The 12,863-nt window shown below is 61.3% G+C and carries 12 protein-coding genes; 5 read left to right on the top strand and 7 right to left on the bottom strand.

The window, feature by feature from the left end; all coding sequences use genetic code 11:
- Window positions 1-49: 49 nt before the first annotated feature.
- The 3 genes from RWK44_RS27050 to RWK44_RS27040 form a co-directional block, all read right to left on the bottom strand.
- Window positions 50-901 (bottom strand): carbohydrate ABC transporter permease, encoded by an 852-nt coding sequence (locus RWK44_RS27050; protein ID WP_131663726.1) that lies wholly within the window; start codon window positions 899-901, stop codon window positions 50-52.
- On the bottom strand, window positions 901-1,785 hold the full coding sequence (locus tag RWK44_RS27045) for a carbohydrate ABC transporter permease (RefSeq protein ID WP_027668894.1): 885 nt from the start codon (window positions 1,783-1,785) through the stop codon (window positions 901-903). Before RWK44_RS27045 ends, RWK44_RS27050 begins: the two co-directional genes overlap by 1 nt.
- Before the next feature lie 256 nt (window positions 1,786-2,041).
- The gene (locus tag RWK44_RS27040; protein ID WP_131663727.1) at window positions 2,042-3,316 is read right to left on the bottom strand and encodes an ABC transporter substrate-binding protein; all 1,275 of its coding nucleotides are present in this window, start codon (window positions 3,314-3,316) and stop codon (window positions 2,042-2,044) included.
- A gap of 197 nt (window positions 3,317-3,513) precedes the next feature.
- Between RWK44_RS27040 and RWK44_RS27035 the strand changes: the two genes are divergently transcribed.
- From RWK44_RS27035 to RWK44_RS27025, 3 genes are all read left to right on the top strand, one after another.
- A complete protein-coding gene (locus RWK44_RS27035) occupies window positions 3,514-4,731 on the top strand; it encodes an ROK family protein (protein WP_316029643.1) in 1,218 nt (405 codons plus the stop codon).
- Between the two features lie 357 nt (window positions 4,732-5,088).
- Window positions 5,089-5,475, top strand: coding sequence for a cupin domain-containing protein (locus tag RWK44_RS27030; RefSeq protein WP_027668673.1), 387 nt, complete (start codon window positions 5,089-5,091; stop codon window positions 5,473-5,475).
- A 290-nt stretch (window positions 5,476-5,765) separates the two neighbouring features.
- Entirely contained in the window at window positions 5,766-6,293 is a 528-nt protein-coding gene (locus tag RWK44_RS27025; protein WP_316029642.1) for a cupin domain-containing protein, read from the top strand.
- 77 nt (window positions 6,294-6,370) lie between these two features.
- Here RWK44_RS27025 and RWK44_RS27020 read toward each other — a convergent pair whose 3' ends face one another.
- Window positions 6,371-7,108, bottom strand: coding sequence for a phosphotransferase family protein (locus RWK44_RS27020; RefSeq protein ID WP_316029641.1), 738 nt, complete (start codon window positions 7,106-7,108; stop codon window positions 6,371-6,373).
- A 452-nt stretch (window positions 7,109-7,560) separates the two neighbouring features.
- Between RWK44_RS27020 and RWK44_RS27015 the strand changes: the two genes are divergently transcribed.
- Window positions 7,561-7,896, top strand: coding sequence for an antibiotic biosynthesis monooxygenase family protein (locus RWK44_RS27015; RefSeq protein ID WP_062943321.1), 336 nt, complete (start codon window positions 7,561-7,563; stop codon window positions 7,894-7,896).
- 191 nt (window positions 7,897-8,087) lie between these two features.
- Here RWK44_RS27015 and RWK44_RS27010 read toward each other — a convergent pair whose 3' ends face one another.
- On the bottom strand, window positions 8,088-8,951 hold the full coding sequence (locus tag RWK44_RS27010; RefSeq protein WP_221948941.1) for a DMT family transporter: 864 nt from the start codon (window positions 8,949-8,951) through the stop codon (window positions 8,088-8,090).
- Window positions 8,952-9,039: 88 nt separating this feature from the next.
- On the opposite strand from RWK44_RS27010, the gene RWK44_RS27005 reads away from it, so the two are divergent.
- Window positions 9,040-10,449 (top strand): aminotransferase-like domain-containing protein, encoded by a 1,410-nt coding sequence (locus RWK44_RS27005; protein WP_316029640.1) that lies wholly within the window; start codon window positions 9,040-9,042, stop codon window positions 10,447-10,449.
- Window positions 10,450-10,689: 240 nt separating this feature from the next.
- Here the strand turns inward: RWK44_RS27005 and RWK44_RS27000 are convergent, their stop codons facing one another.
- Together RWK44_RS27000 and RWK44_RS26995 are read right to left on the bottom strand one after the other, a co-directional pair.
- Window positions 10,690-11,091: a response regulator gene (locus tag RWK44_RS27000; protein WP_003560657.1), complete on the bottom strand. Its 402-nt coding sequence runs from the start codon at window positions 11,089-11,091 to the stop codon at window positions 10,690-10,692.
- A 9-nt stretch (window positions 11,092-11,100) separates the two neighbouring features.
- Window positions 11,101-12,798, bottom strand: coding sequence for a sensor histidine kinase (locus RWK44_RS26995; RefSeq protein ID WP_316029639.1), 1,698 nt, complete (start codon window positions 12,796-12,798; stop codon window positions 11,101-11,103).
- Window positions 12,799-12,863: the final 65 nt, after the last annotated feature.

Genomic DNA, 12,863 nt, shown 5'->3' with positions numbered 1-12,863 from the left:
CTCTCTGCTGTTGAAATCGGAACTTCCAAGGGCCTGTTGTCGAGATCGCTCATCCCTTCACCGCGCCCATCGTCAGACCGGCGATGAAGTGCCGCTGCATCAGGAAGAACATGACGACGGGCGGCACGGCGACGACGATGGTGCCGGCGGAAATCAGGTTCCAGGCCGAGACCCACTCGCCGCGAAGATTGGCAAGGCCGGCAGTCACAGGTTTGACGGAGTCGCTGACGGTCAGCACCACGGCCCAGAAGTAATCGTTCCAGATGAAGGTGAAGATCAGGATGGCGAGTGCGGCAAGAGCCGGACGCACCAGCGGGATCGCCACATGCCATAGCGTCTGGAAGGGAGACGCCCCCTCGGCGCGCGCCGCCTGGAACAGCTCGTCGGGCAGTGCGGCGATGAAATTGCGCATGAACAGTGTCGCAAAGCCGGTCTGGAAGGCAACGTGGAAGATGATCAGCGCAGCCGTCGTATCGATCAGGTCGAGCCGAACCATCAGGTCGCGCACCGGGATCATCATGATCTGGTGCGGCAGGAAATTGCCGCCGACGAACAGCGCGAAGATCAGCATGTTGCCGGGAAAGCGATAGCGCGACAGCACGTAGCCGGCGAGTGTGGAGAGCACCAGCACGCCGATCACTGAGGGAATGGTGATCGTCAGGCTGTTGAGGAAGTAGCGGGCCATCGGCGTCTGCGTGAAGACATCAGTATAATTGTCGATGACGCCGATGCCGGTCGGCCATCCCCACAGATTGCCACCCATCACATCCTCGGTCGAGCGGAACGAGGTGAGGATGATCGCAAACAGCGGGCAGAGCCAGAGCAGCAGGACGATGACGACGGCGAGCACGTAGAGGCGGCGCTGCCAGATGGCGACATCGGGAATGGGACGAGGATACATCAGCCTCCCCTTTCTTCGGTGTGGATGATGCGGCTGAGATACCAAACGATGAAGACGGCCATGATCACGAACAGCACCGAGGCGATCGCCGCGCCGTAACCGAAGCGGTAGGAGAAGATCGACTGTTCGAACATCTGATAGGCGAGAACCGAAGACGAACCGAAAGGGCCGCCATTCGTCATCACCGACACCATGTCGAAGGACCTGAGCGCCCCGACGACGGTGACGGCAATGGCGATGAAGGTAACCTGGGTCAGCTGCGGCAGCACGATGTGCCGCAACATGTTCCAGCCCCTTGCCCCGTCGACGCGCCCTGCCCCGATCAGCTCTTCGCTCAAATTGTTGAGGCCGGCGAGATAGAGCACCATGCAGAAGGTGATCTGCGGCCAGAGCGCGGCAATCACGATGGCGAAGGTGACGAAATGCTCGTCGGAGAGAACCGCCGGCGCCGTCGCCCCGAACGCCCTGAAAATCAGCGCCAGCAACCCGAACTCCGGCGTATAGACCCAGGTGAAGACGACGCCGACCGTCACCGAGGCAAGCACCAGCGGAATGAAGAACAGCGACTTCAGGAAGCGCATGCCGCGGATTTTCTGGTTGACCAGCAGCGCGATGGCGAGCCCGAGAGGTGGTGCCGCCATGAACATCACCAGCCAGATCAGGTTGTTCTTCAGCGACACGTAGAATTGCGGATCGTTGTAAAGCTCGACGTAATTGCCGAAGCCGATCCACACCATCGGGCCGAAGCCATCCCAGTCGTGCAGGCTGATCCAGAGACTTCTGACCGCCGACAGCAGGATGACCGTGAAGAACAGCACGATCGCGGGCGCGATGAGCAAAGTCGGGGTAAGCCACCAACGCTGGCGGCGCCATAACATCAACATCTCAGGAGCCTCATTTACGGCAAAAAGCAAGTGGCGACCTGCCCCTCATCCGGCTGCCGCCACCTTCTCCCCGTAAACGGGGCGAAGGGATATGCAGCAACCTCTCGGTTCCCCACCGGCCTCCCGTATGACCCGTCCCCTCGCCCCGTTTACGGGGGTCCGAAGGACGGGGCGAGACCCGTGGCTCGACCCCGGTAGAGTTAGGGTAAGGGGCAGCATCAAGGCGAAGAACTAGGCCTGGGCCGACCCCCGCCCCTTAAATCTTGTAAATCCGCTTACGCGTGCCTTCGAGCCGCGTCAGGATCGCCTTGCGCCGGTCGGGCTTGGCCATGAACTCCTGGAAGCCGACGAGGCCAGCCTGGGCCATGTCGGGGTCGCTGTCGCGGTCGTAATATTGCGACGTGCCCTGCACCGTCTTCATCGTCTCGACGGCGACGTTGACCAGCGGATCCTTGCTCGGCGGCAGGTCGTTGCGTGGCGGCACGTTTCCGCCCGGCTCCAGATAGGCCGCCAGATTCTCCGGCTTGTAGAAATAGGCGAGAAAGTCGCGTGCGCCCTGCTTGTTCTTGGCCTTGGCGGGAATGTGGATCGAATTGACCGAGAATTCCTCGAAGTGGCCGACCTTGGCGTCGAGCACCGGGAAGGTTGCATAGGAGAGCTGCGGCAGATCTTCGGCGGTGAAAGCCGAGCGCAGGAAAGCGCCGAGGTTCATCATGCCGGCCTTCTTCTGCGCCAGCAGCGCCGCGGCCTCCTGCCAGCCGAAGGACGTATGGTTCTCCGTGAAGAACCCCTTCGAAATCATCGCCTCCCACTGGTCGAAAACCGCCGTCAACGCGGGATCGACATAGCTCATCTCGCCGTTCATCAGCGCCATATGCTTGTCGAGACCGTTGACGCGCAGGTTCATCTGGTCGAACCAGCCGGCCGCCGGCCACAATTCCTTGGTGCCGATCGCGACCGGCGTGATGCCCGCGGCCTTGCACTTGTCGCCATAGGCCATGAACTCGTCGGCCGTCTTCGGCACGGTCAGACCATGCTGCTCGAACACATCCTTGCGGTAGAACATGCCCCAGAGCGTGCCGCCGGTGGGAAGGCCATATTGCTTGCCCCCGTCGGTGACGGCGCCGGCCGTGGCACCCAGCACGTCCTTGTACTTCTCCTTCTCGAAAAGGTCGGAGATGTCGTCAAACAGGCCGCGCTTGACGAAGGCGCGCATGCGGTTGCCCGAAAACCAGGAGCAAATGTCAGGCGCGCCGGCGACGAGATAGTTGCGAATGGCCGTCTTGTGGGCCTCGTGGTCCATATTGTTGATGACGACGTTGACGCCGGCTTCCTTGCTGAAGCTCGCGGCGATCGCCTTCAGCGCGTCGAGCGCTGCGCCATTGTTTTCGGCCGAGATGATCGTGACCTCTTGGGCCTGCGCGATCGCAGGGATGGGAAAGCTGCCGCTGACCGCTGCGGCGGAAACCATGCCCGCGCCTTTCAGGAAGCTTCTGCGGGTCGTCGACGGAAATTGCTTCGAAAATGCCATTGAATTCCTCCCAGTTGATCGATCAAACACCACCTTCCCGGCACCTCCTCCACGAAGCGCTCGATCAGGTATTCAACGCTGCGATCCACCCGCGATCCCGGCATATAATCCGCCTAGCTCAGTTGATCGGCGGCCAAACTTATGCATAGATCGAACCAGCCTGCAATAATTAATTTACAAAATTAAGGAACTCAATCGTGAAGCTGAAAGGCGACCAGACCACGGCGAGAGCCATGAACCGACGCCTCATCCTCAATCTCCTCCGGCGCGAGGGGCCGAGGAGCCGCGCCGATATCGCCACCGTCATCGGCTTGAGCCCGGCCGCCGTCACCTTCGTCGTCGCAGACCTTTTGGAAGAAGGCATCGTCATCGAAGGGAAGACCGTACCCGGCCTCACCGGCCGCCGCCCGATTCCGGTGGATATCAATTACGAGCACGCGCTTGCCGTCGGCTTTAAGCTGATGGTGGATTCGGTAGAGTGCGTGGCAACCGACCTTGCCACCAACCCCGTCGCCGCCATGCGGGTAAGCCTCGACAGCCACGACCCCGATAAGGTCGCCGACCTGCTGGCCGGCACGGTTCCCGAACTGGTGAAGCTCGCCGGCCGGCCGAACGCCAAGCTCGCCGGCATCGGCATCTCCATGCCCGGCGTCATCAACCACGAACAGACGGCCTGCGTGCGCAGCTACCGATTCAAATGGGACAATGTCCCTCTCGCCTCACTGGTCGCCAGCCGCATCCCTGTACCGGTCTGGCTGGAAGACGACACCAATGCCTATGCCATTGCCCAGCAGCTCTTCGGGCTCGGCCGCCAGCATCGCAACATGGCCGTTCTGGCCGTCGGCGTCGGCATCAGCTGCGCACTCGTCATCGACGGCAAGCTCTATCGCGGTGCCAATGGTGCTGCCGGCAAATTCGGCCACACGCTTTACGAGGAGAACGGCCGGCTCTGCGAATGCGGCAAGCGCGGCTGTCTGATGGCCTATCACTCCGAAGCCTCGATGCTCCGGCGCTGGCGGGAAGCGACCGGCCGCGAGCAACTGGGACTGCCGGAACTGACGGCTGCGCTCGCATCAGGTGATGCCGCGGCCCTCGCCCTCGTTGCCGATTCCGGCCGTAGCATCGGCACCGCCCTTGCCAATCTCGTCAACATTACCGATCCCGAAGTCATCGTCGCCGGCGGCGAAGCCGTCTCCCTCGGCGACCCTTTCCTGACGCCGCTGCGCGAAGCGCTTTCCGCCCGGACCTTCCGAACCGCCCCGCCGCTCTTGCCCGACTGGGAGGACAATTCCTGGGCCCGGGGTGCCGCCGCCCTGGTCACCCAGAAAATATTCGACTTCGAGTCCTCCGGCGGCATCACCGACATTGCCAATCTTACCGGCGTGAGACCCGTGGACTCATCGTCGGCCGCCTAACTCAGGCAATGGCGTCACCCACGTTCCCTCATTCCTGTGCTTGTCACAGGAATCCAGCCACGGCGCGTCCGCGCCGTGATTGACTCTGCTGCAGGAACACGTCTCCCGCGCCCAGGGACCTGGGCTCGCTGGATCTCTGTGACGAGCACAGAGATGAGGGAGATTGGGTTGGCGTTCTCGCCAACCCGCACCGCCTCTAAATAGGATCACGTCAGAGCAGCCTCACGACCGATCACGCCGCAGGATACACTGGCTTACAAAAATAGGGGTCCGCAGACACATCCCTGGTTCAATGATCGACTTAAATCCCGATACGGCCAATCGGTCGGAAATGATTAATTCAGGAAGGATGACGACATGAAAATGATCCAGGCAATCGCGCTCGCCCTTGTTCTCGGCGGCGCAGTGACAGCACACGCGGAACAGCCGCTACAGCGCACTGATCTCATCAAGAACGATATCGATGTGCCCGGCCACGAGGTCGTCCAGGTGCGCGTCGATTTCGCGCCCGGCGTTCTCGCCCCCAGTCACTCGCATCCCGGCGAGGAGATCGCCTTCGTCATCGAAGGAACGCTGGAATACCAACTCGAGGGCAGGCAGCCGGTTACACTTAAAGCCGGCCAATCCTTGTTCATTCCCACGGGCGTCGCTCACTCTGCGAAGAATGTCGGCAGCGGCAAGGCGTCGGAACTGGCGACTTACATCGTTCGCAAAGGGGCGCCGCTCGTCGTGCCCGCCAAGTGAGCCTTTCGTATAACTAGTGATCAGGCCGGCACCACCTTTCTTCCCATTCCTGTGCTCGTCGCAGGAATGGAGGAAACGTGGATTTGGCTGCCATTGATAAGAATTGGCTTTGCCGACGCCGCCCCTGGACCCGCTTATTGGAAGAGGTTAGCTCGAAGGGCGCCCGAGCCAAATGGGGAAGACAGCCACGCCGCTTGCGTGGGAGCCGCCGTTTCACCCTTGCGGTCGCCTTCCATTCACGGCAGCATGTCCGTGTCCTCATCTAAACCTCTCACATCAGGAGGATTACCATGGCAGCCTCGGAGCGCCCCTCCTTTGTCGTCCACTGGAGCGAGATCGAACGGCCAGACGACTCGCACTATGACGATGACGACGAATTGATGAGCATCGGCGCGCCATTCGGACGCCATTTCGGCCTGGCGAAATTGGGCATTCATCACGAGCGCTTGCCGCCTGGCCGGCGCACATCCTTTCCGCATGCCGAGAGCGCCGAGGAAGAATTCGTCTATGTCATCGAAGGCGCGCCCGACGTCTGGCTCGATGGCCATCTCCATCGGCTGAAGCCCGGCGACGCCGTCGGATTTTCTGCCGGCACCGGGATCGCCCATAGTTTCCTCAACAACACGCAAGCCGAGGTGCACCTCCTCGTCGTCGGCGAGCGCCATAAGGCCGAAAACCGGATCTTCTACCCCCTCCACCCTCACCGCCGACCGCTGCACGATGATTGGTGGGATGACCATCCCACCCACGCCCTCGGTCCGCATGACGGGATGCCGGATCTGGTGCGGGAAGCCAAGGGCCGAGGAAACAGCGAATAGGTCACCCGGGCCGATAGCCGGCCGCAATGGCGGCTTCGCGCAAAGCGGAGACCAACGCTTGCGTGGAGCTTCGACGGTTATCTACTCACGCCAGCCAACTGCAACAGCTCGTCATTTTCGTTTGCAACGCCTTCCGTCAGCCGGGCGGCGGCAATCGCGGGAAGCCAGGCCAGAATGGCGCTGACCTCCGATCCGGTGACCGAGGCGTAAGCTTCGACATAGCCCATCGCCCGGTCTGGCATCGCATGGTGCAACAACACGTATGTTCGGCAGACATCGGCCAAAGGATTGCCACAGCAGGCGTCGAGCCAGTCGACGATCATGAACCCCTGCCCTGAGCCGTGGATATTCCAGGGGTGAAAATCGCCGTGACACACCCTGTCGCCATCCGGAAGCAAATCGAGTTCCAACAGGAGCCGGTTTCTGGACGCAGCATCCAAGCCCTCGGCTCGCCGGATCCTGGCGGAAAGCCTGGCCATGAGAGACGGCAACCCGTCGCCGGGTTTTTCGTGAAGTCTTCGATGCAGTTGCGCCATGTCTTCAAGCGGCGCGCTTTCTGCCGTCGAGACGAATTGGTCGGCAAAACAGGAGCTGGGCGCGCGATCCATCAACACGCCCCAGCGCCCATCGAATTCACCGACCGCGTGGACCTTTGGCGTCGGCAGCGCAAGCCTCTCAAGGATCGACAGGTTCGCGGCCTCCCTGAATGACGACGCCTTGGAGGCGGCTCGCCTGTACAGCTTCAGCGCCAAGGCGCCATATTCGAAAACCTCGGCCTCTTTACCCGAACCAAGGATCCGACCGATTTCGGTCATTGCAGAGCCTCCATTTAAAGTCAGGACAGCTCGCGGAGTTGTCGCGATCACCGTCATCGCAATCTGCCATATCGCCGAAAACAGTGGAACGAATGTCGAGGCCTGCTCCCGCCGCCACAAGTTCCACACTGATTTTATCGCCGGATTAAAGTGCATCGCGGAGTGCCGATCGCGCAGGCTGACAGGATCATCCCCGTCAAGCCAAAACAAAACCCGTCAGTTGGACGTGTCATTCCCTTGTCGCACATCGGCCCGCCGCATATCTTCTCGGCAGCGGCCGCGCTCCGATATCAGGGCAGCCATGGCGGAACCACATCGAGCCACCATGGCGGATGCCCCACGATGAAAGGCAATCCGCCGCATCTAAGATTACTCGTTTTCGCAGTATGCCGAGAGCATTGCGATCGCGGCGCTGAGCCGCGCATGATGACGTTCAACGGATCGGAGCCCAAATGTCCATCGCCGCTTTGCCTGAACCGCCATACTACATGGTCAGTTTTTCCTCTCAACGAACAAAGGTCGACAACGGCTATGGCGAGATGGGTTATGCGATGACGGAACTCGCAAAACAGCAGCCGGGCTATCTGGGCTTCGAAAGCGCACGCGGGGCCGACGGTTTCGGCATACTCATTTCGTATTGGAAGGATGAGGACAGCATTCGAGCCTGGAAATCCGTCGTCGATCACGTTGAGGCGCAAAATCGCGGTCGGTCAGACTGGTATACTCGGTATGAAATCCGTATTGCGCTCGTCGAGCGAGCCTATGGATTCAATATTGAAGAGACATGAGTTGGCTTGTCGAAGGGAGTTCTACGACAGCCCAAGAGCAGATTCGATCTCCTCATGCTCAGATGCTGAGTGACTTCACGGCCGAATTGGCGAAGCGCCTTATTCGCTTGCCGGCACCTCCCCGCTTACAAGGAGGACGCGGTAGCGGTCTCGCCCTCCTAAACTTATCCTCTGTAAAGCGACTGACAGGCCTACCGCGCAAACCTGCGGGCGCCGGCGACGCAGAGGATGACGGCAACGGTCACGGCGAGCATGGCTGAGGTCACGGGCTCGTGCAGCAGGGTTGCGGCAAGCGCCAGGCCGAAGAACGGCTGGAGCAGCTGCAGTTGCCCGACGGCGGCGATGCCGCCCTGCGAGAGGCCGCGATACCAGAAGATGAAGCCGATCAGCATGGAAAACAGCGAGACATAGGCAAGGCCGAGCAGCGCCGGCGTTTCGATGCCGGTGAAGGTCTCCGGCCGATGGAAAAGTGCCACCGCGACCGTCACCGGCAGCGACAGCACGAGCGCCCAGGAAATCACCTGCCACCCGCCGAGCGTGCGTGACAGCCTGCCGCCTTCGGCATAGCCGAGGCCGCAGACGACGACAGCCGCCAGCATCAGCAGATCGCCGACCGGCGAGGCCGTCAGGCCCTGCGTCAATGCGAATCCCGCCACCAGCGCGCTGCCGAGAACCGAAAAGACCCAGAATGCCGGCTTCGGCCGTTCTCCGCCACGGATCACGCCGAAGATCGCGGTTGCGAGCGGCAGCAGGCCGATGAAGACGATCGAATGGGCCGACGTAACATGCTGCAGCGCCAGCGCCGTCAGCAGGGGGAAACCGACCACGACACCGAGCGCGACGACCGCCAGGGAGAGGATATCACCTCGGCTCGGCCGCTTCTCTCTGAAAGCAATCAGCAGGCCAAGCGCGAGAAAGCCGGCGATCGCCGCACGTGCCACGGTGAGGAAAACCGGATCGAACTGCATCACCGCCACGCGCGTCGCCGGCAGCGATCCGCTGAAGATCACCACCCCGATAAAACCATTGATCCATCCCGATGCCATGCGGTCCATGATGTGCTGCACTCCTTCATTCTGACTCTTATCGGCCAACACGGATGGTCATGATAGTGACAATCTGATACGATTTTGCGAAACTGTAGTGATGCAGAAAGCAATACAGATGAACGAGGGACGCACACGCGTAGAGATGGTCGTCGCGACGATCAGGCAGCGCATCGCCGGGCGCAGCCTGACACCGGGCGCAAGACTGCCTTCCGTCCGGGGGCTGGCCGCGACGTTGAAGCTGTCGACTTCGACCGTCGTCGACGCTTATGAGCGGTTGGTCGCCGAAGGCGCGATCCTGGCAAGACCAGGCTCGGGATTCTACGTCGCCAACCAGGCAGCGCCCTTTGCACTTGCCGAGACTGGCCCGAAGCTCGACCGCGCGGTCGATCCGTTCTGGATATCGCGGCAATCGCTGGAGGCCGGCGAAGCCGACCTGAAGCCCGGCTGCGGCTGGCTGCCGCCCTCCTGGCTGCCGGGAGACGGCATGCGCCGCGGGCTCAGAACACTTGCCCGCGCCGATGGGCCGGCGCTTGCCGACTACGGCTCGCCGCTCGGCTTGCCGCAACTGCGCCAGCTGATTTCCCGCCGCATGGGCGAACGGGGGATCGAAGCCTCTCCCGACCAAATCATGCTGGCCGATTCCGGCACGCAGGCAATCGATCTGCTCTGCCGTTTCCTGCTGGAACCCGGCGACACCGTGCTGGTCGACGATCCCTGCTATTTCAATTTCCATGCGCTGCTGCGCGCCCATCGGGCAAAGATCGTCGGTGTGCCCTACACGCCGTCCGGTCCCGATATCGATGTATTTGCCAAAATCGTCGCTGATGAACGTCCGCGGCTCTACATCACCAACTCTGCCATCCACAATCCGACCGGCGCAACCTTGTCTCCCGTTACGGCTCACCGGGTTCTAAAACTCGCCGACCAGTTCGACCTGACCATTATCGAGGACGATATCTTCGCCGATTTCGAATATACGCCGGCACCCCGCCTTGCCGCCTTCGACGGGCTCGAGCGAGTCATTCACATCGGCAGTTTCTCGAAGACCCTGTCAGCCTCGGCCCGCTGCGGTTTCGTCGTGGCGAAACCGGAATGGATAGACGGCCTGACAGACCTGAAGATCGCCACCTCCTTCGGCGGCGGCCGGCTGACGGCGGAACTGGTGCTGAACGTCTTGAGCGACGGCAGCTATCGCAAACACATGGAGACGCTGAGACACCGGCTCTCCCGGGCGATGAGCGAGGTCTCGGCCAGACTGAAGAATCTCGGCATAACGCCTTGGCTGGAGCCCCAGGCCGGAATGTTCCTCTGGTGCCGGCTCCCCAACGGCATCGATGCGGCTGATGTGGCGCGGGCCGCACTCGAAAAGAGGATCGTTCTGGCTCCCGGAAACGCATTCAGCCTGTCGCAATCGGCAACGAATTTCATGCGCTTCAACGTGTCTCAGATGCTCGATCCGCGAGTGTTCGAGGTGTTGGGCAATGCGCTGGCAAGAAGAGGATAATGGAAGGTGGGCGGTAACGGATCAAGCGCCCTCTTCTCGCGGCGTCCACCAACGGTGATTGTTTAGGAGCGGTATTCACCAACGTCCCTCATCCTGAGGCGCGTAGCCCGGAGGGCGAAGCCTCGAAGGACACGCCGCAACGCAGCTCCTTGCATGCATCCACGCCGGCGCGCCCGCCTCGCCCTTCGAGGCCCCTGCGGGGCACCTCAGGATGAGGCTCTCTTAGGTGCCGCCCAACCATCAGAACGACCGGTGAACCGCCTTGTCGTTGGCAAGACGCGTCACGCAGCCTTCGAGCTTGGCGAGCAGCAGATCGAAGTCGAGCGGCTTCGTCAGATAGTCCGCCGCTCCGCCGCGCAGGCCGGCCAGCGTGTTTTCCCGGTCGGTCAGCGCCGTCAGCAGGATGAAGGGGATATTGGAGAGCTCCGGGTGATTGATCTGAATTTCCGCCAAAAGCTGGTGCCCGTCCATGACAGGCATCGAAATGTCGCTGATGACGATATCGGGCCATTTCGACAGGATCATTTCCAGCCCTTCGGCGCCATTCGAGGCCTCGAGCGTCTTGTAACCGGCTTCGCTCAATTCTTCGACGAGGAGATTCCGGATCTCGACTTCGTCTTCTATGCACAGAACTGTAACCATGACTCTTCCTTAAGCTGCGACTTGTTGATCCGACAATAGAAACGCTATTGGCAGAAGAATGGTGAACGTTGTGCCTTTGCCGAGGTCGCTCGTCACCTCGACGGTACCGCCATGCAGTTCGACGACCTGCTTGACGACGTTGAGGCCGATGCCGGTTCCGGCAATGCCCGTCGCGCTGCGGGCACGGTAGTAGGGCTGGAACAGCTTCGGCAGATCCTCCGCATCCATGCCGATGCCGCTGTCAGAGATGGCAATCTCCACCGTCTTCTCGTCGGTCCGGGCGCGAAGATGAATATCAGGCGCGTTCGGCGAATATTTGACGGCGTTCGAAATCAGATTGGTGAAGACCTGTTCCATCGCGCTGCGGTCGAATGTCAATACATCAGGTATGGGCTTGAGATCGAGATGGAACAGATGCGAGCGGCTGAGCTGGCGCTGTCTGTCGCAGCAGGTGACGAGTACCGCTTTCAGATCGCCTTCGCTCCGCTTCAGTGTGATCTGTCCGGTTTCGAGCCGGCCGCTGGCGAGGATGCTCTCCATCAGATCGACCATGCGCACCACCGCGCTGCGGATCACGCCGGCTTTTTCGTGAACGTAATCACCACTGACATTGGTTATCGAGCGGCAGAGCCGCTGGGCAGCGGCATCGATGATGGCGAGCGGCGTGCGAAACTCGTGAGAGGCCATGGCGACGAACTGGCGCTGGAGCGCATTCACCTGGCGTTCGTGCACCAGCAGGCGATCCAGCTCCTCTCTCTGCCTTTCGATCTCGGCCGTTCGATCGGCCACCATCTCCTCCAGATGGTTGCGGTGGTGGGTGAGCTGCGCCTGGCTGTCCAGCAGGGTCAACGAGGTGCGATGCAGACCTCGTCCGAGCCAGAAGACGACGGCGATTAGCAGCGCCAGGCAGCCGAGCCCCGCCGGCGCAATCTGTTTAAGCAGCATAAATCCGGGCAGGATAGGCGGCCACACGAGATAGCCGATCGTGCCGCCGTCATGGGACGGCACAGGCACCTGCGCCCGCTCGTCCTCACCCTTCGAAGGCGCGAAATGCAATCCTTCAAGCCGCGCATAATGGGCGATGCTTTCGGCAGCTTTTCCATCGATGAACTTGACCGAGACGGCGATGAACTCCTGGCCCGCCTCGATCTGCATCCGGGCCGAGCTCGGCAGAATGGGACGTGCGCTGGCAATTGCCGGCCTGTTGCCGATCATGATCGTGCGAACCACAGCCAGTTTACCGAGCGCCTCTGTGCCGGGCTTCGCAGACCGATCGACGAGAACGGCGCGCATCTCTGCGGCAAGCGCGGTCATTTCTCGGCCGTCGTCATTACCGAGCCGGGGCGGCATGGCATCCGCGCCGTCGCGAAACGCAAACATCAGGCGATTGGTATCGTCGAAGATATAGGTCCTGTCGTGACCAAAATACCGGCTCGTCCACCGGCCGACATTATCAAGCAGCCATTCATGGTTCCGCTGCTTGGCATAAAGGAAGGCATCGTCCCATTTGGTGACGCTTTCCTGCTCCCGGGGAAGGGCCGCGATCTGCTCTTCCAATCCGTGGCCGACGAAGTCGGCCTGCCGGCGCAAGGAGAGATCATCGACCTTCACCGCGGCGAGCCACGCAAACCCGCACAGCAACACGGCCGCCGCGCAGGTGAGCGTCACCAAGACGAATGTAATGTGGGATGTGAGCCCGACCTTCAATACCTGCAACCTTTTGATGGCGCCCGCTGCCTGGAAGTTGACACGTAAAGGTTGACGGAGCGTGA

The organism is Rhizobium sp. 25PS6 (assembly GCF_032464655.1).
Taxonomy (GTDB): Bacteria; Pseudomonadota; Alphaproteobacteria; order Rhizobiales; family Rhizobiaceae; genus Rhizobium; species Rhizobium laguerreae.
This window is presented reverse-complemented; position numbering and strand designations above follow the sequence as displayed.

What these genes read in the sequence shown, in the direction of transcription:
- RWK44_RS27040 (WP_131663727.1), bottom strand. Translation starts at nt 3,316, where the DNA reads ATGGCATTTTCGAAGCAATTTCCGTCGACGACCCGCAGAAGCTTCCTG.
- RWK44_RS27050 (WP_131663726.1), bottom strand. Translation starts at nt 901, where the DNA reads ATGTATCCTCGTCCCATTCCCGATGTCGCCATCTGGCAGCGCCGCCTC.
- RWK44_RS27025 (WP_316029642.1), top strand. Translation starts at nt 5,766, where the DNA reads ATGGCAGCCTCGGAGCGCCCCTCCTTTGTCGTCCACTGGAGCGAGATC.
- RWK44_RS27000 (WP_003560657.1), bottom strand. Translation starts at nt 11,091, where the DNA reads ATGGTTACAGTTCTGTGCATAGAAGACGAAGTCGAGATCCGGAATCTC.
- RWK44_RS27015 (WP_062943321.1), top strand. Translation starts at nt 7,561, where the DNA reads ATGTCCATCGCCGCTTTGCCTGAACCGCCATACTACATGGTCAGTTTT.
- RWK44_RS27020 (WP_316029641.1), bottom strand. Translation starts at nt 7,108, where the DNA reads ATGACCGAAATCGGTCGGATCCTTGGTTCGGGTAAAGAGGCCGAGGTT.
- RWK44_RS27030 (WP_027668673.1), top strand. Translation starts at nt 5,089, where the DNA reads ATGAAAATGATCCAGGCAATCGCGCTCGCCCTTGTTCTCGGCGGCGCA.
- RWK44_RS27010 (WP_221948941.1), bottom strand. Translation starts at nt 8,951, where the DNA reads ATGGACCGCATGGCATCGGGATGGATCAATGGTTTTATCGGGGTGGTG.
- RWK44_RS27045 (WP_027668894.1), bottom strand. Translation starts at nt 1,785, where the DNA reads ATGTTGATGTTATGGCGCCGCCAGCGTTGGTGGCTTACCCCGACTTTG.